Here is a 22,059-nt window from a genome sequence, read left to right on the forward strand (position 1 = left end):
CTGACTCCTTGTATTTATTAATCAATAGTTCCGTTCGATGACAAAGTGTGCACGATCGCCTCTAAAGAGAGTTTTAGAGAATTCAATGACCGATCCATCATTCTCATATGTGTAAGTTTCTAATGAAAAACAAGGTGAACCGTTGGGTACATCCAATTTGTCAGAAATGGAATCGTCGGCTAGTGAAAACTCCAAGTGTTCGACCGTTTTTTTTACTTTTAAATTGAATTGTGTTTCAAGTACTTTAAAGAGTGAGTGTTCACAGGCTTCGATATTTAGCCCGGGAGTTTTATACCATGGGAGATAGGCAATTTCATATTGAAGGGGGACGTCGTTTACGTAACGTATCCGTTCCAGTTTGTTTACTGGGTCTCCAATATTTTGTTTAAAAAGCTTGGCAAGGGTAGCGTTTGCTTCAATCACCTTTAAGCTAATGACCTTTGTGGAAGGATTTTTTCCTTGCATCGTGACTTGCTCAGAGAACTTTTCAACCGTGCTTGAAAGGAATTGCTTCACTTTATTTTCCGAAACGAAAGTCCCTTTGCCTTGAACACGGTAGATATAGCCTTCGACGGTCAATTGCTGTAAGGCCGTGCGAACTGTTGTCCTGCTTACTCCGTATATTTTACAAAACTCAGCCTCAGTCGGTAATTTTGTATTAGTTTGATATTCGCCATTTTTTATGAGATCGATGATCGATTCCTTAACTATGGAATGCAATGCCGCTTCTTTATTCATGGTTTCCACAGATGATTCCTCCTATACTCATTCCAATATATACATATAGATTATCTCGGATAAGTTCAATAATCAACTTTAAATCACAAATTTGTAGTAACAAATTAAAAATTGTGTTGATATTTTTTTGATTTGTAACTACAATGTATGTATGGAGGTAATAATACCCATATTATAAATGCCTTTCAAGGGAAGTGATAAAGCAAGGGAACATCGTTCATTATAAAATTACGGTTTAATTTTGCTTGAAAATACTGAATAATCAATCATTAAACAGGGGGGGACTTTCAATGAATATCTTATTATGTTGTTCGGCAGGGATGTCTACTAGTTTATTAGTTACCAAGATGGAGGAAAGCGCTAAAAAACAAGGGGTAGAGTGCAATATATGGGCTGTTGGTTCTACAGAAGTGAACAATGAAATGGATAAGGCTGATGTAATTTTATTAGGTCCGCAGGTTCGATATCTTCTTTCCAAATTACAGGAAGCGGGAAAAGAAAAGGGAATTCCGGTCGCAACCATCCATCCAATGTTCTATGGGCTATGTAATGGTGAAGAAGTACTTAAACAAGCCACTACTTTAATAAAAGGAGAATAAGGATATGATGACTTTTATTGATAAGTATATTATGCCCGGCGCTGTAAAAGTAGGAAATAACCGGCATCTGCTCGCGATTCGTGACGCATTGATTGGAATGATAGCGATTACAATGATCGGGTCATTCGCCGTCCTGTTCAATAATCTTGGGCAAGTCATCAAGCCTTACGGAAGATTGATGGAGGCCATTTTCGGTCCTGCATGGAATACGCTAGGCGGTGATATTTGGTTTGGAACTTTTGCATTCATGACGGTATTCGCTGTATTCGGCATTTCTTATAAACTAGCAAGGTCATACGGTGACGATGGTTTTGAAGCGATGCTGGTTTCCGCGGCCTGTTTCTTCCTATTATTGCCTCAAATCGGAAATGTCACTTTAACCATCGATGATAAGGATGTTACAGGAGGGGCATGGGGTTTCGTAAGCGTGAACTATTTTAATGCCACGGCCCTATTTACAGGAATAGTAGTAGCCTTAATAGCAACCGAAATATTTGTGAGACTTTCCCGAGTTAAATATTTAGTCATTAAATTGCCTGATGGAGTACCTCCAGCGGTAGCCCGTTCATTTGCAAAGTTAGTGCCGGGTATGGCAACGATCTTTGTCGCTGGTGTGTTCGGACTGCTATTCCGTAAAGCTACGGATGGTCAGGTACTGAATGACTGGCTTAGTAAAGTGATTGTATCCCCCTTACAAAGTGCTGTAGATTCATTGCCATTCGCTATTTTACTAGTCTTTCTTGTTCATTTATTATGGATGATCGGTTTGCACGGTCCAAATATCCTTGGAGGGATAACGACACCGCTTTTTGAAAGTTCGGGAGTGAAAAATATTGATTTATATGCACAAGGTGTCAAAGACATGGACCAATACGGGGTATTGGCAGGTTCTTTCCTAGATGCATTTGTTTATTTAGGCGGATCTGGTGCAACATTGGGCCTCATCATCGCAATGATCATTGCCGGTCGGAAACGTTATAAACAGATGATTGCACTCGGTGGGGCTCCAGGGGTGTTCCAGATTAATGAACCTATTTTATTCGGTTTGCCTATCGTGCTGAATCCAATGTGGTTCATCCCATTTGTTCTCGGTCCGGTAATTACAACGGTGATCTCTTATATAGCGGTAAGCAGCGGAATGGTTTTCCCGATCGTTGCTAAGATCCCATGGGTTACCCCACCGATTGTGGGTGGATTCCTGGCCACAGGCGGACATGTATCTGGAGCGGTCTTGGCTGCAATCAATCTAGTCATTTCAACAGCTATTTATTTACCATTCGTTTATGCTCAAGTGAAGATAGATACCAAAAATGAAACAAAGCTTACAAAAGATTCAGAAACGCTAAGCGTTTAAGAAAGTAGTGATGAAAAATGGAAAAAGAAGAATTATACCAACTATCCTTTCAATTGATTTTATATAGTGGGAATGCGAGAAGCTTTGCAATGGAAGCGTTGCAGGAAGCAAAGAAAAAGAATTTTGATTCTGCCCGTTTGAAAATCGCCGAGGCCGAAACGGAATTACTGCAGGCCCATAAATACCAAACTCAATTAATCCATGCCGAGGCGGGCGGGGACCATTTTGATCTTCCCATCATCCTAGTGCATGCACAGGATCATTTAATGACGGCGATGACAGTAAAGGATCTTGCAATGGAAATGATCGATCTACGCGAAGAATTCTTACATGCAAATGTTGTGAAGGAGAGGACTGCCGAATGAGCAAGGGGCTGAAGATTGTCACGATTGGCGGAGGATCGAGCTATACGCCAGAACTGATCGAAGGTTTCATTAAATATCATGAAGAACTTCCCGTGAGTGAAATTTGGCTCGTGGACATCGAAGCGGGGAAGGAAAAGCTTGAAATTGTCGGGGATTTGGCAAGAAGGATGATTGAAAAGGCCGGTGTGAATATTGATGTCCATCTCACTCTAGACAGAAAGAAAGCGCTTAAAGGGGCGGATTATGTAACAACCCAACTGCGGGTTGGTCAGCTCGCAGCAAGGGCTCTTGATGAAAAGATTCCATTGAAACACGGAGTGATCGGACAGGAGACGAATGGACCAGGCGGGCTTTTCAAGGCTTTTAGAACGATTCCTGTCATTCTGGATATTGCTCGTGAAATGGAGGAGTTATGTCCGGATGCATGGCTGATTAACTTCACGAACCCTGCTGGAATGGTAACGGAAGCAGTTCTGCGTCACAGTAATATTTCCAAGATCATCGGCCTTTGCAATGTTCCGATTGGCATGGAACGAGGTGTTGCGGATTTAATGGATGTCGAGCCATCAAGAGTCCGGATCGACTTTGCTGGTTTGAACCATATGGTTTACGGCTTGGATGTATTCGTTGATGGGGAGAGTGTCAAAGATCAAATCATCAATCTGATTACAGATCCAGCTAAAGCGGTCACGATGAAGAATATCCATGCAATGGGCTGGGAGCCGGAATTCCTTAGAGCGTTGGACCTGTTTCCGTGTCCATACCACAACTACTATTATAAAACGGGTGATGTACTGGCCCAAGAATTGAAGGATGCTGAAAAAGGGGAAACACGTGCTGAGGTCGTTCAAAGACTTGAAGCAGGATTATTCGAGCTTTACAAAGACGAGGATCTGGCTATCAAGCCGCCGCAGCTTGAAGAGCGCGGAGGTGCGTACTACAGTGATGCGGCTGTACGGTTGATTTGCTCGATGCATACGGATAAGCGAGATATTCAAGCGGTAAATACCATCAACCATGGTGCGATTGAAGGCATCCCGTATGGATCGGCTATTGAAACCAGTTGCGTGATAACTAAGGATGGTCCCAAGCCAATCAATGTAGGAGAGCTTCCTGTCGCCGTTCGCGGATTAATTCAACAAATCAAGTCCTTTGAAAGGGTAGCCATCGAAGCTGCGGTATCAGGTGACTATGATACTGCATTGCTAGCCATGACGATTAATCCACTCGTTCCAAGTGATAGGGTAGCGAAACTTATCTTAGACGAAATGCTTGAGGCACATAAAGATTATCTGCCTCAGTTTTTTGAAAAAAAGGAGTTGCAGGATAATTTATCATGATTGAGGTCCTTGTAAATGCAGATGATTTCGGGTTAACTAAAGCGGTGAATTATGGGATTTTGGATAGCCACAAATATGGAATTGTCAATTCGGCAACGATCATGATGAATGCGAAAGCAACGGAGCATGCGATTGAAATCGCAAAGAAGACACCGTCGTTAAAAGTAGGTATACACTTAGTGCTGACATGGGGAAAACCTTTGTTGAGCGACGTGCCGAGCTTAGTTGACGAATCTGGTTTCTTTAAGAAGCAAGGTTTGGTATATGGTGACACTAACGGTATTTCCTTGAGCGAATTGGAGAGGGAGTGGTCAGCACAGATCGAAAGATTCTTGGAATTCGGTCTGTTACCGACTCATTTCGACAGCCATCATCATGTACACGGGATAACAGAGTTTCTGCCAGTTATTCAAAAGCTATCCGATAAATACGGATTGCCAGTGCGTAATGCCGGAAAGCACCTTGCTGGGATTCAAACCGTTACAGATGTGTTCCTGGATGACTTTTATGGAGAAATGGTGGTTGAAGACTACTTTCAAAACCTGAAGGGACGGGTAATGGATGGGGCAAGCGTAGAGATAATGACTCATCCTGCTTATATGGATGAAGAATTGATGAAAGTTTCCTCTTATAATGATAAACGCATGAAAGAACTCCGGATTTTGACAAATGCAAAATTACCAGAGGGATTTTTCCTTAGATTCAGCATCAACCAAGTTAAGATTTGATTTTAAATTGTAGCCCTTTAATTACAAAGAGGACCATTCATCAAATGATGAATGGTCCTTTATAATTCATGATTGCTTTATCTAAAATTAATAAGCCAAACTGAATAGGGCTTTGATGTGTGATAGATAGCGAACATTACTTGCTTCTTTCATCAATGTAGCCGGCAGACCTTTAAGGGAAGTGTTATTGGCCCCAACGGTTGCCACCGCATCCTTACGGCCAAGGCTCGCAAGTGTACCTGAGTTTACAGGTGAAAATTCTTCAAGTTTCTTGCCTTCAAAGGCTGCATATAGGTTGTATCCAACAAGCTCACCCATTTGCCAAGCATTTTGTGCAGTAGGAGCGTATGGACGGCCGCCTTCTGGAGGGAATGCAACGGCACTGTCCCCGACGACGAATACATCATTATGGGATTTGGATTGCAAATACTCATTAACGGTTGCTTTTCCGCGATCCACTTCAAGGCCTGATTCGCCTACGATAGGAAGGGCTGCGACTCCGCCTGTCCAAACAAGCGTATTGGCAGTTATGGTTTGTCCATCTTTCAATTCGATTTGGTTTCCTTTAACACCCGTAACAGGCAGACCTGTCAAGAATTCAACGCCGCGTGCTTCCAAGCTTGTCATGGCACGTTCGATTAAGTGATCAGGCAGGACCGGAAGGATTTTTGGACCAGCTTCCACAAGCTTGATTTTCAAGTCCTTGAAGTCCACTCCGAACTTTTTGGCGATTTTAGGGAAATGATCCACGATTTCACCGATTAACTCGACGCCCGTCAAGCCGCCGCCGCCGATCACGATTGTTGCGTCGGCTTCATTATTCGTTTGTGCATATTCGCGGATGCGATCTTCGATATGTTTGTAAATCTTGTTTGCATCATTTACGGATTTCAAGACCATGCTGTTTTCCTCAAGACCCGGAATGCCGAAGAATCCTGTTTGGCTTCCCAAAGCAACAACCAGGGCATCATAAGATAAAGTGGAGCCATTGGAAAGCTTCACTTCTTTTTTATCGACTGAGAAAGACTCCACTTTGGAAATGGCAAGGTCGATATCTTTTCCTTTGAAAAGTTTTTCCAAAGGAATGGAAACAGCTTGTTCAGAAATGGATCCGCCTGCAAGACGGTGCAATTCGGTGATGATTTGGTGTGTTGGAAATTGATTCACCACTGTAACCTGCACTTCATCCTTTTTGTAATATTCACGTACGGATAAGGCAGATAGTAAACCAGCGTAACCTGCACCTAAGATGACGATTTGTTTTGACATAGTTAATCCCCCGTTCTTACTGAAAGTTTATCAAATTATTTTTGGTTTTTACGTTCTGAAGAGACTTCAAGAAAAGCTTGGGCGAAACGGAAAAGCTTTTGTGCTTGCGGATCTTTCATCATTCTTAACAGACCAAAAAGACCAATCACATCAGTATTCACTTCAGCACGATCCTTAGCTTCGATGGCATTAGCCGCAAGCCCTTTCACTGAACCGACTACAGGTCCTGCGATCTCCGAAATGGCGCTGACCGTATCATTTTTCAAAACATCATCAGTCGCTACTGATTGAGCGAAATCATAAGACTTTGTTAAAATATTCACTAACTCAGTCAGCTTTGGTAACTGCTCAACTAAAGTGTTCAAGGATTCCTGAACCTCAGGCTTTAAAAGCTGATCTAGGATATCCAATTGTTCTTGGTTTGCAGAAATATTAAATGTTTCATGTTCAGGTTTTGAGACTACATCTACCATATCTAATTCCCCTTTAAACTTAATTATTTTGTTTTATGTGTTTTCCGCCGATACTACTAATCATACGACTCTAATCCCTTAATTTCAAATATATTTTTTGTGATAGGAATATAATTTAATAGTTATAATTAAGAGCTAGTAGGTGGATTTTGTGATTTATCTTAATATTCCAAAAAAATATTAAGGTTATTCTGGTTTTAATACCTTAAATATAGCTTTTTATTAGGGACATTTAACTTTTTTTATATAAGATAACGATTGTGATTCACTTTATTATTATGGTGTGGCTTGTTCTATAGCTTGTCCAAGTAATAAATGATGGCTACATGTAGCTCTTACACCGTGATTCCTAAATAGACATCTTTAGTTTCACATGGATGTTTGTTGTACTATAATGTCCATAATCTTTGAAGATGCCATGCAAGTATGGACCCCAAGAATATTTTATCTGATTTAGGGTAAATAATATTATCGGAATTGGAGATGATGCCCTTGGTAGAACGCAGGATGTTAAAGATACGTGGAGAAGTTATCGAAATATCTTCCAGGTATTGTGAGAAATATAGAAAATGGAACTGTACTGCTAAACTTCCCAATAGTTCCTTAATAGCTTATTGCCGTGATAAGAATAAGCTTCGTGCTGAGACAGTTTCTATGAGCAGGTTATTAATTACTTATGATGACTATAAAATTGTATGAGATGTAATGGAATTAATAAATAGATAGGGTCAAGGCGCACAACCTCGAAGATGATGGTTGGGCGCCTTTTTTATTGAATAATATTTAATGCTATGTTTCATTTATCTGCGAAATCGGGAATATATCTTCGGAAATGGAGATATATCATCGAAAACTCCTAATTAATCTACAAATTATACAATTTATCGATTTTTCGACAAAAACTCTTTTTTTAAAAAAGCTATTTTATTAATAAAAAGCAACGAAATTGTCAAAAAAATATCAGAAAATACTGAAAAGGATAGTAAAATTATGTTAATATATTTAAAAAAGTGTTATTTTCTAACAAATAATGAATAATTTATTGTTAAGGATATCCAATAAGAAAAAGGAAAGTTTAGATACCAAAGTGCAATGCTATTTGGCTGTGTAGGGCCCGGTCCATTTTATAAGCAGGTGAAATGGCCTTAAAGATTTTGCGACAATAAACTGAATAGGAGTTGGTAGAATGGTTAGTATTAAGGGATATGGAAAAGCGACACAAGAATCAGTGAATAATTTTCAGAAATATGTGGGATTTGAAATCCCTGGAGATTATAAACAGTTTCTCCTTACCCATAATGGCGGCACAACTGCAGTGCAAAACAGTAAGTTTTATGTAGATGCATTAGACACACTCGTTTGCTTAAATGTACTTTATGGGTTAGAGCTTCCGGATAAAGAACTGGATTTACAGAAATGGCATGAAGAAAACAGAGAAGACTTACATAAGAATTGCATTATTATAGGTAATGATACGTGTACAGGTAAAATCTTGCTGATAGATAACGAAGAGGAAAAGGGAGTTTACTTCTGGGATCAGGGGTGGTATTCCGATCCATCAAGCCAGGATGAAAATATTTATAAAGTTGCAGAGAGTTTTAATTCCTTCATTGAGGGATTGAAAATCCCGGAGGAAATCTAATTTTATTTGAATCCCCTTGATTGGCTCAGACCATTCAAGGTTTTTTATTGTAAATTCAATAACAAGATTGATGATATGTAAGAGTGATAGTAAGGATTGTTATGTTAAAGAGGTGAAGAAAATGTATAAAATCTTATTGATTGAAGATGATGTCAAAATAGCTGGAATCTTGGTCAATTATATAAAAAGGTATGGATATGAGGTTTTTGAAGTTAAGCAATTGGACAAAGTATTTGCGGAGTTCCAGGAGATAAGGCCAGATTTGGTTTTATTGGATATCAATCTGCCATATTATGATGGTTTCCATTGGTGCCGGCTAATAAGGACGGTTTCGAAGGTTCCTGTCATATTCATCTCTGCAAGGACAGATGAAATGAACCAAGTCATGGCCATTGAATATGGGGGAGATGACTATTTAACAAAACCGTTTCATTTGGAAGTGGTATTAGCGAAAATAAAGAGTGTCCTACGTAGGGTGTATGGTGAATATGCGGATATATCTTCATTCCACCAGCAAGTAAAGGAAATGGAGGGATTAACGCTTTATACGGAAAAAGCGATGATCGAATATCAAGACAATCAGATAAATTTAACTCAAAATGAGTTGAAATTATTGAGTTGTTTACTACGACAGTATGACACCATTGTCTCTCGTGAAGAATTACTTGAGGCATTATGGAATGATGATTCATTTGTTGATGACAATACATTGACCGTCAATGTCACAAGGGTACGAAGAAAACTTGAGGATATTGGCATCAAGCATGCCATAACAACTAGCAGGGGAAAAGGATATCGACTAAAAATAGTGCAAGGTGAAGAAAAGTGAAGCTGAAATCCTTTATTAAAGACCGTCTTTATTTTATATTTTATACTGTTTTATTGGTAAGCCTGCTTATTATTGCCTATGCATTAGCCGTTCTGGAAGCGGTGAATCACATATCGATTTCAAATATCATCTATTTAATTATTCTCGCGTTGTTTATGATGCTTATATTTTTAGCGGCCGATTACATAAGGCAATACCGCTTCCTTAATCAATTAGCAAGGATGACGCAAGAACCGAGCTTGTCGTTTGAATATGTCGAAGCCTTTAGGGAACCTTTGACAAATGAACAAAAGTTGTGGATGGAGCTTTTTCAACAAATGAACAAGGTAACCATTGGGCAATTACAAGAACAAATCAAACAGAAGGAGCAATATGAGCTGTTGATTCATCAATGGGTTCATCAAATGAAGACACCTGTTTCAGTCATTTCCTTACTGATTCAAGAAGGCAAAAGGACATTTTCGAATGAGTCGATGAAGGATCATCTTAAAGAGATAGAAGAAGAAAATGATCGATTTCGCAGAGGGCTGGAAATTATCTTGCATGGAGCAAGGCTGCAGCGTTTTTCGGAGGATGTAAAATCGGAGCGGGTTGACTTAATTGATCTAGTCAAGCAAGTAATTAACGAGGAAAAAAAACAGTTCATCAAACGGTTCATATATCCCAGGCTTGAAACGGAGCTTGAGAATGTATATGTACATTCGGATCGTAAGTGGCTGCACTTCGCCGTTAGTCAGGTGGTCTTTAATGCACTGAAGTATTCAAGGCAGGGAGAGCATGACAGCATAACATTCAACATTGTTGAAAAAAAGTCAGAGGTTTTACTTAGGATAACGGATCAGGGCATTGGAATTGTCCCACATGATGTAAAACGAGTGTTTGATCCATTTTTTACAGGAGAGAACGGGCGGGCCCAACAAGAGTCAACTGGAATGGGACTATATCTAGTGAAGGAAATCGTTAACAGACTTGGGCATGGGATTACCATACAATCGACTGTATCCGAAGGGACTACAGTGGAATTTCTCTTTAATACAAATACCTTACATGAAAGGTGACAAAATTGTAAGGCTGCTAAGCGGTTATGTAATAAACTTCGATGGGAGCCTCCCACTATATTCATTATACTTGTGGTAAGAAAGGGAGGTATGCAGGATGTCGATTTTAAAAGCGGAGCAATTATCCAAAACTTATTTTCAAAAGCAGGGGAATTTATTTCATAAAGCGTTAGATAATTTCACCATGAATGTACAGAAAGGGGAATTTGTCGGAGTGATGGGTCCATCAGGCAGCGGGAAAACCACTTTGCTTAATTTAATGGCCACGATTGATAAGCCCACCACCGGGAAAGTCATTCTAAATGATCAAAATCCTAATGAATTAAAAAATCAGGACCTGGCTTTGTTTCGAAGGAGGGAGATTGGATTTGTTTTTCAAGACTTTAATCTTCTTGATACACTTACCGTTCGCGAAAATATCCTCCTTCCTTTAGCGTTAGATCATTATAAACTCGATGAAATGGAAAATAGGGTAAATCAGTTGGCGCACCTTCTGGGGATTGAAGGGATTTTAGAAAAACGGACTTTTGAAATATCCGGAGGTCAGCAGCAACGAACGTCGTGTGCAAGAGCGATGATTCATGAACCATCCATTATTTTAGCAGATGAACCTACAGGTAATTTGGATTCCAAGTCTGCCAAGCAGGTAATGGATACCCTCACGACACTCCAGGAGAAAAAGGGAGCAACCATCCTCATGGTCACTCATGACCCGACTGCCGCCAGTTTCTGTGACCGGGTTTTATTCATAAAGGATGGCAAGTTCTTTTCGGAGGTTCATAATGGAGGGGAAAGACAGAGCTTCTATCATAGGATTTTAGATACGTTAAGTGTTTTGGGAGGAGTCTATCATGAACATTCGACTTCTCGCTAAGAGAAACATCCAAGGAAATGCCCAACGTTATCTTGCTTATTTTTTCAGTATCGTACTTTCCGTCTCAATCTTTTTTATTTATGCATCATTTATCTTTCATCCTGATGTGGTCCATACTAATATCCCTGGGGGAAAGCTTATTAGTATGGGGCTCATTGCTGCTGAAATTGTGATCATCATATTTTCGGTTTTCTTTATAGCTTATTCGAATGCCGCATTTTTACAGCCGCGAAAAAAAGAGTTTGGTTTGCTCACACTACTTGGAATGTCCAAATCCCAACTTAGAAAACTGATTTACCTGGAGCAAACGATCGTTTCCCTCATATCAATCATGATTGGGGTAGGATTGGGGCTTTTGTTCTCAAAGTTATTCTTAATGACAGTTTCTTGGTTATTGGCTGTAGAACAACCATTATCGTTTGTCTTTGTCCCTAAGGCCTTCATATATACGATTGTTGGTTTCATTTTATTATTTCAGCTATTATCGCTACTTTCATTGGTTCACATTGGAAATGCAGAAGTGGTCGATTTACTAAAAGATAAACAAAAACCAAAAAAGACGCCCATTGTTTCAAAGTGGTTAATTGCACTATCAGTTGTTTGCTTAAGCATTTCTTATTATTTGGCAGTCACGATGTCATTGAACAATTCATATATTCGGGTATTGCCCATTTTAATATTCATACTGATCGGAACCTATTTTTTATTCAGTCAAAGTATTGTCGCTCTATGCAGAAGGCTTTATCAGAAGAAGAAAAGCTTGTACAATGGAACGAATTTAATTAACCAAACAAACCTGATATTTAATATTAAGGATTATTCCAGGTTATTCTTTTTAACCTCGATCATTACGGCCGTCATTTTGACAGCTGCAGGAACACTTTTCATGTTCAGTGCAGATTTAAAGAAGCAAGGGGTGGATAACATTCCACAATCAATTGGCTGGGTTGAAAATGACGCTTCCATCTATTCCGTCATTGAACCATCCGAAGTAGAGAAAACTTTAAAGGAAGATGGATTCAAGATCCTTTACAAAGTAAATATGACAGGTGTGCCCATCACTCACATGCTTCCCCATATGAGAACGGGAGAACCCAGTGAAAATAGGTCATTATTAATCTCGGAAAGTGATTATAACAAAGCGGCAACTTTGCGAAAATTAGATTCCGCAAAGTTATCTGGAAAAGAAGCGTTATACGTTTTTCCTTATGGAGGGGGACTGGATTATCAATTCGTCCAAAATGGCGAACAAAAGGAGCTTCACTATGGTAAACAAATCATACGGGTTACAATGGCGGGTCAGCGCAATCATTCCATAATCGCTCCCATCAAATCAGCAACCACCCTGATGGTGGTCGATGATCAGCTGTATAATGAAATAACTGCTGATATGCCTTTAAAAGAGATGGTAAGAGTACGCGGGTACGAAGTGAAAGATTGGGAAGAATCGATGGAAACCTCTGGGAAAATCGAAAAAATGTCTAACAATCCTGACCATCAATTGCAAACAAGAGCACCTATTTATCATAAAATGAAACAAGGTAGCATATTGATCTTATTTATCGGTTTGTTTGTCAGTTTATTATTCTTTATCGTCCAAGGAAGCATGATGTACCTGCGAGTTTTTACGAATTTAGAAGATAAGAAGATCCAAATTCATGCCCTTCATCGATTGGGTCTAACAAAAAAAGAAATACAGCAAATTTTAAGTGCGGAAATACGCATCCTCTTTTTCGCTCCTTTTGTGATAGGGATGATGCATGCCATAGTTGCCTACGTGGCATTAAGCAATTTATTGGGCTCCAATTTGTTTGGTTATTCGGCCATGGTCATCGCTACGTATTTTCTTCTTCAACTGCTATATTATCAAGTAACTAAAAAAATGTATGAGCGGGCAGTCATCAATGCGATTAAATAAAGCTATCAAAATGGAATCAGGGGATAATCTTCTGATTCCATTTTTCATTAAAAGGAAAACTTCTCTTTTGAATTGGCGTTTCCCTTAATGATAAATCAGTTAATATGTACTATTGAAAGAGAGTAATCCGTTTTTTTCTTGCACCTGAATATGAAAAATGTAAATTTTGGTGTGATTTTACTGATGGCACCTCTAGATTCTTGTAATATTTTCATATAAAGGGTAAAATTATTTATTTCATGTGGAAATATCGAGTTCGACGACTTTTGATTTTCCATATTCTTATATGAAATTATATTAATATAATAAACTATATAGGTAAAAAAATGTTTTATTAGAAATATTTAGTATTGGATTTAATGTAGATTAAAATTTAAAAAGTTATAGGATCAAAAAAGTGGCGAAACTATCAAAAAAGAAGTGGGTAATCTGTTAATTACTTGATTAATTATAGTATGATATGCCTGCAGTTATGGAGAATATTAGATTTTTCTCTATTTCTTTGTCCCTTTATATAGTAAACTCAAAATAGGTTCGTTAACTTTTAGCTGCTAGAGATGAGGTAAGTTTAATCCTATGAAAAATAAAAAGTTAAGGGCATTTCTTTATTTGAGTATTCTTTTATTAATTGTTTTCATTCTTCTAAATATGCTTTCTACATATTTAAGCATTAAAAATTCTGTGCAAAAATCCGTTGCTAATCAAAACTTGGTAGCTGCTAGATCTATTGCCGACTCAATGGATGTAGAGGCCTATCAGCGATTTCTTAATAACCAAGTAAAGAGCCAGGAATATAGGGATATAAAAGCTTACTTAGAGGATGCCCGTGAAAAAATAGGTGCATTATATGTTTATACAATCATGGTTGATAACCCGAAAGTATCCAAAGCCATGATTACTGGATTTTCTAAAGATCATAAAGGCGATTTTCCTATCGGCGGCGTATGTACTGTTCCTTCGGAGCAGGTCAAACAGGCGTATGAAGGCAAAAGCTTTATTACCGGGAATCTGGAAGATCCCGAATATGGGGAGTATTTGACTGTGGGTGTGCCAATGAAAAATCAAGATGGCACCATTATTGGTTTTTTGGGCATTGATGTGAGCGCAGAAGATATTAATGCCATTAACGGAAAGGTATTGAAAAGCAGCATTGCCATCCTTGTATATAATGGGGGATTTGTTATCATGTTGCTGGTTACCTTTTTTGTCCTTCAAAAATGGTATCAAAAAGAACTGACACGTGAAGTCGGGGATACGGAAGATACGTATCATTCGGAATTTCAATCGCTCATTGCTTCAGTCCGCTCATTAAGGCATGATTTTTCCAATCATATTCAGGTGATACATGGACTGCTTAAATTAGAGGAGAACTCAAAAGCGCTCGATTATTTAACTGGCCTTTCAAAAGAAGTGCATTCGATTGAATCGATGAAATTGGATGTGATACATCCGGGCTTATCTGTCCTGTTAGAGACGAAAAGGCTCTCGGCCCAGAATTATAACATCGATATTGAGATTGATGTTTCACACAAATCCTTCAATCGGGTCAAAACAATCGACTTGATTAAACTATTATCGAATGTCATCGATAATGCTATCGAGGCAACGATTGAATTGCCAGAGCATGAACGCCGAATGAATATTGCCTGCAAAGCTGATGATGAAAAGTATACGTTTATGGTCACTAATACCGGACCGATGATTTCCGAATTAGATCAGGAGAACATATTCGCCAGCGGATTTTCTACCAAAAAGGCACAAAAGGGAAAAATACGCGGACAAGGATTGTTCATCGTTAAAGACTTGGTTAACAGATATGATGGAGAGATTCATGTAAAATCCACTGAAAAAGAAACGACCGTTACGATGATGATACCTGTAAATGGAAGAATGGGCTGAACGGATAATCAAAGGGAAGCAGAATATTGATAAAAAAGGTATGATTCCTCAAAAAAAGAAGGAATCATACTTTTTTTCCGTTCTCGGGATTATATTATGTATTTCATTTTTTCCTTAAGAGGTATCCATACAGAATTTATATTCTCAGCCGGTGTCCTATATCTTGCTAAATGCGTAAATGCAGCTGGGAACTTCATCTATATTTTCGGTATGTTATACTCTGGAAATCTAAGACAATAAAGCTGTACTATATGAAAAAAGAAGGCATTACAACCTTTTTAATGGATCAGTATTGAATGTGAATTAAGTGATTTCAAGATGACGATTAATCCGATAAAAAGGTGAATAAAAGAACCTGAACTGGACATAATGGGTAGATGTTTAGCTGCTTCCATCGGGATTATGATAAGATAGGGAAAAAATCATATAAGGCAGTGAGAATGTGAAACAACAAAAAGGAAAACTTCTCGTTATCATTGGACCGACTGCTGTTGGCAAGACAAAGATGAGCATTGAGATGGCAAAGTTATTTAATGGTGAAATTATCAGCGGAGACTCCATGCAGGTTTATAAAGGGATGGATATTGGGACTGCAAAAATCAAGAGGGAAGAAACAGAAGGAATTCCTCATTATTTACTTGATATCAAGGACCCTGATGAACCATTTAGTGCGGCAGAGTTCCAGGAGCGTGCTAATGCTTGTATCGAGGATATCCAAAGTAGAGGTAAACTCCCTATTATCGTCGGTGGAACAGGATTATACATACAATCGGTCATTTATGATTATCAATTTTCGGAAGCACCATCCGACCCTGTTTATAGGGAAGGACTCGAAAAACAGGTAAGGGAGATAGGGATCGATCCTGTTTTTGAACAATTACGTAAGGTTGACCCAGAAAGCGCGAATCGGATTCATCCTAATAATGTAAGAAGGGTGATTAGGGCACTTGAGATTTTTCATTGTACAGGTAAAACGATGAGTGAGCAGCTGAATGAACAGCCTACAGAATTGAAATATGATACGTGCATCATTGGATTGACAATGGAACGAGAAAAGCTGTACAAACGCATCGATCAACGTGTTGATGGGATGGTAGAAGAAGGCCTGATTCAAGAGGTGGAGTCATTTCATGAAAAAGGTTTAAGGGATTGCCAATCAATTCAGGCTATAGGCTATAAAGAAATCTATGATTTTTTTGATGGAAGAGCTTCATTGGATGAAGCGATTGAAACTTTAAAGCAGAATTCCCGTCGATATGCCAAAAGGCAATTAACTTGGTTTCGAAATAAAATGGATGTCATTTGGTTTAATATGACCGATTTAGAGGATTTTTCAAAAAAAATACATGAAATATCTGGATTTATAGCAGGAAAGCTTTTCAGTGAAGGCGAATACATAAATTTAGAGAGAAAAGAGGAGGACTAATACATGAAACAGTCAGTAAATATTCAAGATCAGTTTCTTAATCAATTACGGAAAGATGGTACGTATGTGACGGTATTTTTATTAAACGGGTTCCAGATTAGGGGACAAGTTAAGGGGTTCGATAATTTTACCGTTTTATTTGAATCGGAGGGCAAACAGCAGTTAGTCTTTAAACATGCGATCTCTACATTTGCTCCACAACGTAATGTTCAGATTGATTACGAAGTGAAGGAATAATCATATATATGAATGTGAAAAACAGGTTTCGCTTATAGCGACCTGTTTTTTTTTGCTTGCATTTCTCGGTTCTTTTTCAAAGAATCGATAATTTTACGCACCTGTTATGAATATATATTAAGGGACGGATTATTTTCCGGGAAACCGCAGGAAATGACATTCTTCCATATAAATTGATGATCGGGAATGAAACTTGTCGTAAAAAATCCTCCAAGGAAAGAATCCTGTCAGAATAAGTCGCCGTTTGGAAGGGAATATGGCTAATTATACTGAAATCTTGGGTATTCACGAAAAGATATAATGAAATTCTCCGATGGGATAGTTTTGGCTATGCTACATATGCCTATTACCATCATAAATTGAATGAAAATTGTGGAGTCAGGGGCCAAGATGGAGAGGTGAATGCATTGGAACAACCGATCCGTATGAAAAATAACGGGCAAATCAATATTGTGTTTAATGCTGAAAACAGAAAAGCGCTACAAAAGGATCTGCCGATAAAAGAAATTTTGGTGCAAGAAATCCCCCACCAGCATGTGGCGTTGAAAGAGATTGAAGATGAACTGAAATCGCTGGTCGGAATGGAAGAAATGAAACGGATGATTAAAGAAATATATGCCTGGATTTACATCAATAAACAACGTGAGGCAAAGGGGCTGAAGACTGGCCGACAAGCACTGCATATGATGTTTAAAGGAAATCCCGGAACAGGGAAAACGACGGTTGCACGTTTAATCGGAAAGTTGTTTCAAAAAATGAATGTATTATCGAAAGGTCATTTAATTGAAGCGGAGAGAGCAGATTTGGTCGGGGAATACATTGGTCATACTGCCCAAAAAACAAGGGATTTAATTAAAAAGGCCATTGGAGGGATCTTATTTATTGATGAAGCCTATTCCTTGGGAAGAGGCGGCGAAAAGGATTTTGGTAAAGAAGCCATAGATACCCTTGTCAAGCATATGGAGGATCGTCAGCATGAATTCATATTGATCCTTGCTGGATATTCGAGGGAAATGGATTATTTCCTCAGCCTTAACCCTGGCCTTCATTCTAGATTCCCGCTTGTTGTTGATTTTCCGGATTATACGATCGATCAGTTAATGGAAATAGCCGATCGGATGTTGCAGGAAAGGGAATATCTAATGAATCAGGATGCCGAAAGGAAATTAAAAGAACATTTAATCATATTACGATCATTCCGGGGGCCTATTTCATTTTCTAACGGACGTTATATCCGCAATGTACTTGAAAAGACGATTAGGGCGCAGGCGATGCGGCTTTTACTGGAGGATTCGTTTGAAAAAACCGATTTACTGACGCTTACCAGCCAAGATTTGATTTTTGAGGATGATGAGAAAGAATGACATAGAAAAGCCCACCAAGATGGCGGGCTTTTCAATTTATGTTTTCGGCACCCATTTTTTATTAGGAAGATGCCAATTATTAGTGTAAGAAAGGATTCGCAATATCGTAATGACGGCAAAGAGCGAATAAAGCTGCCAAGACTGGGATAATACACCACTGCCTAAAGCCAAGCCTGCAATGATGGCCCATACTACGTAGATTTCTTTCCTGAAGACCAGTGGCTTTCTTCCGGCAAGCACGTCACGGATTATCCCTCCGCCGCAACCGGTTAATGCAGCAGATACAATGACGGCACTTATTGGATGATTAAGTTCCACGGCATACATCGCGCCTTGGATGGCAAAGGCTGAAAGGCCAATGGCATCACTGAGGTTTCCCCATCTGTCCCAGTGCCTTGAAAGGTTTGTGGGAAAAACAAAAACGATGGTGATGGATACTAAAGCGATGGCAAAATAGAAACTTTGATCCCATAACGCTGAAACGGGGACACCTATAAGCAGATTACGGATTGCCCCTCCGCCAAAGGCGGTTATGATTCCTAAAATATATACTCCTAAAATATCATACTCTTCTTCCATGGCTATGATGGTCCCGCTAATGGCGAATGCAATCGTACCTATGAAGCTTAATACTTCCCATGTCATATGAATGTCCCTCGATGTCTTTTCGATTTTGATGGTAAAGCCAATATGATTTTAGCATGTTATCGGAATTTTTAAAACGGGTAAAAGCTTTGTTTTCAGGAAATTTTTATATATTCACTTTTTTTGTTATGATTAACAAAAATCTTCGAGAAGGTGGTGCATGTGATTTGGAACAAACAATAAAGGAAAAGGCCGTGTTAATTGGATGTCAAACAACAGAGGCTAACGAACGTTTTGAATATTCACTCGATGAGCTGGCTTCATTGGCGAAGACGGCCAATGGTGAGGTGTTAATGACCATTACCCAGAAAAGGGAAAGCGTCGATCCGGCTACATATATAGGAAAGGGAAAAGTGGAGGAGCTTCGGAATCTGGAAGAGGAGCTTGAGCCGGATTTATTTATCTTTAATGATGAACTTTCCCCGAGCCAGATTCGGAACCTCTCGAAACAATTGGAGGCAAGGATCATTGACCGGACACAGCTTATTTTGGATATATTTGCTCAGCGGGCGCGTTCCAGAGAAGGGAAGCTGCAGGTTGAACTTGCTCAGCTCCAATATTTATTACCGCGTTTGGTCGGACAGGGGACGGAAATGTCCAGGCTTGGAGGCGGAATAGGCACCAGGGGACCAGGAGAAACGAAGCTGGAAAGCGACCGTCGACACATTCGTGGGAAAATAGATGAAATCAAGCAACAATTAAGCGGCATAGTGAAGCATCGAGAACGCTATCGTGATAGAAGGAAACGTAATAAGACCTTTCAAATTGCCCTTGTGGGATACACGAATGCAGGTAAATCAACGCTGTTCAACCGTTTGACGGAGGCGGATTCATTCGAAGAGAACCAGTTATTCGCTACACTGGATCCCATGACGCGAAAAGCCATTCTTCCTAGCGGATTTACCGTGCTGCTGACGGATACGGTTGGATTCATTCAAGATTTGCCGACATCATTAATCGCCGCATTCCGCTCCACCCTGGAAGAAGTGAAAGAAGCGGATCTATTGCTCCATGTGGTGGATTCATCAAGCACGGATTACTTTAATCATCAGAAAACGGTGCATGATTTGCTAAATGACTTAGAAGTCCCTTCCATTCCACAGCTAACATTGTATAATAAGAAAGATAGGATTCACGCTGATTTCGTAAGGTCAGGCAGTCGTGCTTCATTAATGATCAGTGCCTATGAACAATCGGACCTGAATCAAATCATGGAAGAAATTGAAAAGTACGTGATTGAAGAAATGGTCCCGTATTATGTTTTCCTGCCGTCGAGTGAGGGTAAACTATTATCACAGCTGAAAAATGAAACCATATTGCGCACTCTCTCCTTTAATGAAGAATCGGAAAGATATGAATGCAAAGGTTTTTGTCTAGCTGATCATCCATTAACCGGACAGCTGGAGAAATATTCATTATAAAGGGGAATTTTGATGTATCAGCAGTTAACAAATGGAGAAGTGTTGAAAAACATTGCCCAGGAAGTGGAAGCAATGATTTCTCCGTTACATAAGCAAGTGGACGAACGTATTGAAGAAAATCAATTTCGTGTATTACAAAGTTATCAAGCACATAGAGTGAGTGATTCCCATTTCATCCCGACTACAGGGTATGGATACGATGATATGGGCCGCGATACGCTTGAATTGATATATGCAGATGTTTTTGGTGCAGAAGCTGGATTGGTGCGCCCGCAAATTATTTCAGGCACACACGCCATCTCCACTGCCCTGTTCGGGATATTGCGCCCAGGTGATGAATTGTTATACATAACAGGAAAGCCGTATGATACTTTGGAAGAGATTGTCGGTATAAGGGGATCGGGTATCGGATCTTTGCGCGATTTTCAAATTAGCTATCAGGCCGTTCCGTTAGCGGAAACTGGATCAGTTGATTTCGAAGCCGTCAAACAAGCCATTCAGCCAAATACGAAGATGATCGGCATACAACGTTCAAAAGGGTATGCTACACGTCCTTCCTTTACGATTGATGAAATTAAGGAAATGATTTCTTTTGTTAAAAACATTAACCCGGAAATCGTCGTGTTCGTGGACAATTGTTATGGAGAGTTTGTTGAGACGCAAGAACCATGTCATGTCGGAGCGGATTTGATGGCTGGTTCACTCATTAAAAACCCAGGTGGCGGGATAGTGAAAACAGGTGGATACATTGTTGGTAAAAAGGACCTGGTTGAAGCTTGCTCTTATCGATTAACATCACCCGGAATAGGTGCGGAAGCGGGTGCGTCGCTTTATAGTCTGCAGGAAATGTACCAAGGATTCTTCCTTGCACCACATGTCGTGGGCCAAGCTGTTAAAGGAGCCATGTTCACAGCAGCCTTTTTAGAAAAAATCGGTATGAATACCTATCCTAAATGGGATGCTAAGCGCACTGATTTGATTCAATCCGTCCAATTTGATGACCGGGATAAAATGGTTGCCTTCTGTCAGGCCATCCAATATGCATCACCGATCAATTCCCATGTGACACCATATCCAGCCTATATGCCAGGATATGAAGACGATGTAATCATGGCTGCGGGCACTTTTATACAGGGAGCCAGCATTGAACTGACGGCAGATGGTCCGACAAGGGCTCCATATGTAGCCTACGTTCAGGGTGGCTTGACTTACGCCCATGTTAAAATTGCAGTATTGACTGCCGTGAATGCGCTAATGGATAAAAAACTGATTCAATTATAAATGTTGCATAATGGGAATCCAAATCAATTGGGTTCCTGCAAAAAAAACAATAGTCATAATATTTGAGTAGTTACAAATCATTTAACTTTTCTGAAAAAAACACGTTATAAAATGTAACATCATATTGACAAGTTTAATAACATGATATATGATTATTTTAAGATAAACAAAAGGAGGATGCTAAGAATGAGCGGCAACAACATTCGGCGTTCGATGCCTCTTTTTTCCATCGGAATCGTCATGCAGCTAACTGAGTTGTCTGCACGCCAAATTCGGTATTACGAAGAGCATCAACTTATTACTCCTATGAGAACAGATGGAAATCGTCGGGTTTTTTCTTTAAACGATATCGATCGACTGCTTGAGATTAAAGATTTAATCGAACAAGGAGTCAATCTGGCCGGCATAAAAAAGATTTTCACTGTAAAGGAACAGAATTTACCTAAAACTCAAGATTTAGAACAAGCGGAAAAAATAAGACAGGACCTTAGTGACGAGGAGCTTCGCAAGCTTCTGCGTGCCGAGCTTTTACAAGGAAGCAAGCATCGAACATCTCTTCGACAAGGGGATATGTCTCGTTTTTTCCAATAAAAAATATG

General features: G+C 39.4%; 21 protein-coding genes. 17 read left to right on the top strand and 4 right to left on the bottom strand.

Annotation, left to right across the window (positions count from 1 at the left end):
* Positions 1-21 precede the first annotated feature (21 nt).
* Complete coding sequence (locus tag ABIE66_RS08970; RefSeq protein ID WP_289318429.1) at positions 22-738, bottom strand: GntR family transcriptional regulator; 717 nt, start codon at positions 736-738, stop codon at positions 22-24.
* Between the two features lie 290 nt (positions 739-1,028).
* Here ABIE66_RS08970 and ABIE66_RS08975 point away from each other — a divergent pair, with 290 nt between their 5' ends.
* The 5 genes from ABIE66_RS08975 to chbG are packed head-to-tail and all read left to right on the top strand — an operon-like array spanning position 1,029 to position 5,124.
* Complete coding sequence (locus ABIE66_RS08975) at positions 1,029-1,337, top strand: PTS sugar transporter subunit IIB (protein ID WP_289317080.1); 309 nt, start codon at positions 1,029-1,031, stop codon at positions 1,335-1,337.
* A gap of 4 nt (positions 1,338-1,341) precedes the next feature.
* Positions 1,342-2,691 carry a PTS sugar transporter subunit IIC gene (locus ABIE66_RS08980; protein ID WP_370014442.1) on the top strand — a complete coding sequence of 450 codons (1,350 nt, stop codon included), beginning with the start codon at positions 1,342-1,344 and terminating at the stop codon, positions 2,689-2,691.
* A gap of 17 nt (positions 2,692-2,708) precedes the next feature.
* Positions 2,709-3,056: a PTS sugar transporter subunit IIA gene (locus tag ABIE66_RS08985; RefSeq protein ID WP_289317078.1), complete on the top strand. Its 348-nt coding sequence runs from the start codon at positions 2,709-2,711 to the stop codon at positions 3,054-3,056.
* On the top strand, positions 3,053-4,396 hold the full coding sequence (locus ABIE66_RS08990; RefSeq protein WP_289324450.1) for a 6-phospho-beta-glucosidase: 1,344 nt from the start codon (positions 3,053-3,055) through the stop codon (positions 4,394-4,396). The genes ABIE66_RS08985 and ABIE66_RS08990 overlap by 4 nt, the downstream gene beginning before the upstream one ends.
* Complete coding sequence (gene chbG / locus ABIE66_RS08995; protein WP_370014443.1) at positions 4,393-5,124, top strand: chitin disaccharide deacetylase; 732 nt, start codon at positions 4,393-4,395, stop codon at positions 5,122-5,124. The genes ABIE66_RS08990 and chbG overlap by 4 nt, the downstream gene beginning before the upstream one ends.
* Positions 5,125-5,211: 87 nt before the next feature.
* Here chbG and ABIE66_RS09000 read toward each other — a convergent pair whose 3' ends face one another.
* Both ABIE66_RS09000 and ABIE66_RS09005 read right to left on the bottom strand, forming a co-directional pair.
* Positions 5,212-6,393 carry an NAD(P)/FAD-dependent oxidoreductase gene (locus ABIE66_RS09000; RefSeq protein ID WP_289335878.1) on the bottom strand — a complete coding sequence of 394 codons (1,182 nt, stop codon included), beginning with the start codon at positions 6,391-6,393 and terminating at the stop codon, positions 5,212-5,214.
* Between the two features lie 35 nt (positions 6,394-6,428).
* Positions 6,429-6,866 (bottom strand): helical membrane plugin domain-containing protein, encoded by a 438-nt coding sequence (locus ABIE66_RS09005; RefSeq protein WP_289324453.1) that lies wholly within the window; start codon positions 6,864-6,866, stop codon positions 6,429-6,431.
* A gap of 1,186 nt (positions 6,867-8,052) precedes the next feature.
* Here ABIE66_RS09005 and ABIE66_RS09010 point away from each other — a divergent pair.
* From ABIE66_RS09010 to spoVK, 9 genes are all read left to right on the top strand, one after another.
* Positions 8,053-8,508 (top strand): SMI1/KNR4 family protein, encoded by a 456-nt coding sequence (locus tag ABIE66_RS09010; protein ID WP_370014444.1) that lies wholly within the window; start codon positions 8,053-8,055, stop codon positions 8,506-8,508.
* Between the two features lie 121 nt (positions 8,509-8,629).
* Positions 8,630-9,337 carry a response regulator transcription factor gene (locus tag ABIE66_RS09015; protein ID WP_370014445.1) on the top strand — a complete coding sequence of 236 codons (708 nt, stop codon included), beginning with the start codon at positions 8,630-8,632 and terminating at the stop codon, positions 9,335-9,337.
* Positions 9,334-10,395 carry a sensor histidine kinase gene (locus tag ABIE66_RS09020; protein ID WP_370014446.1) on the top strand — a complete coding sequence of 354 codons (1,062 nt, stop codon included), beginning with the start codon at positions 9,334-9,336 and terminating at the stop codon, positions 10,393-10,395. The genes ABIE66_RS09015 and ABIE66_RS09020 overlap by 4 nt, the downstream gene beginning before the upstream one ends.
* A gap of 97 nt (positions 10,396-10,492) precedes the next feature.
* Entirely contained in the window at positions 10,493-11,269 is a 777-nt protein-coding gene (locus ABIE66_RS09025) for an ABC transporter ATP-binding protein (protein ID WP_370014447.1), read from the top strand.
* Positions 11,247-13,187, top strand: a complete 1,941-nt coding sequence (locus ABIE66_RS09030; protein ID WP_370014448.1) for an FtsX-like permease family protein — start codon at positions 11,247-11,249, stop codon at positions 13,185-13,187. The genes ABIE66_RS09025 and ABIE66_RS09030 overlap by 23 nt, the downstream gene beginning before the upstream one ends.
* 576 nt (positions 13,188-13,763) lie before the next feature.
* Positions 13,764-15,086, top strand: a complete 1,323-nt coding sequence (locus tag ABIE66_RS09035) for a sensor histidine kinase (RefSeq protein WP_370014449.1) — start codon at positions 13,764-13,766, stop codon at positions 15,084-15,086.
* Positions 15,087-15,591: 505 nt separating this feature from the next.
* Entirely contained in the window at positions 15,592-16,512 is a 921-nt protein-coding gene (gene miaA / locus ABIE66_RS09040; RefSeq protein ID WP_370017007.1) for a tRNA (adenosine(37)-N6)-dimethylallyltransferase MiaA, read from the top strand.
* A gap of 3 nt (positions 16,513-16,515) precedes the next feature.
* A complete protein-coding gene (gene hfq, locus ABIE66_RS09045; protein WP_289317066.1) occupies positions 16,516-16,749 on the top strand; it encodes an RNA chaperone Hfq in 234 nt (77 codons plus the stop codon).
* 407 nt (positions 16,750-17,156) lie between these two features.
* A complete protein-coding gene (spoVK, locus tag ABIE66_RS09050; RefSeq protein WP_289327278.1) occupies positions 17,157-18,113 on the top strand; it encodes a stage V sporulation protein K in 957 nt (318 codons plus the stop codon).
* Between the two features lie 36 nt (positions 18,114-18,149).
* On the opposite strand, the gene ABIE66_RS09055 is transcribed toward spoVK, so the two are convergent.
* Positions 18,150-18,758 carry a trimeric intracellular cation channel family protein gene (locus tag ABIE66_RS09055; protein WP_289324461.1) on the bottom strand — a complete coding sequence of 203 codons (609 nt, stop codon included), beginning with the start codon at positions 18,756-18,758 and terminating at the stop codon, positions 18,150-18,152.
* 128 nt (positions 18,759-18,886) lie between these two features.
* Here ABIE66_RS09055 and hflX point away from each other — a divergent pair, with 128 nt between their 5' ends.
* The 3 genes from hflX (at position 18,887) to ABIE66_RS09070 (ending at position 22,051) form a co-directional block, all read left to right on the top strand.
* On the top strand, positions 18,887-20,179 hold the full coding sequence (gene hflX / locus ABIE66_RS09060) for a GTPase HflX (RefSeq protein WP_289324462.1): 1,293 nt from the start codon (positions 18,887-18,889) through the stop codon (positions 20,177-20,179).
* 12 nt (positions 20,180-20,191) lie between these two features.
* Complete coding sequence (locus ABIE66_RS09065; protein WP_370014450.1) at positions 20,192-21,460, top strand: methionine gamma-lyase family protein; 1,269 nt, start codon at positions 20,192-20,194, stop codon at positions 21,458-21,460.
* A 186-nt stretch (positions 21,461-21,646) separates the two neighbouring features.
* Positions 21,647-22,051, top strand: coding sequence for a MerR family transcriptional regulator (locus ABIE66_RS09070; RefSeq protein ID WP_053345434.1), 405 nt, complete (start codon positions 21,647-21,649; stop codon positions 22,049-22,051).
* Positions 22,052-22,059: the final 8 nt, after the last annotated feature.

It is taken from the genome of Peribacillus sp. B2I2 (assembly GCF_041261685.1).
GTDB lineage: Bacteria > Bacillota > Bacilli > Bacillales > DSM-1321 > Peribacillus.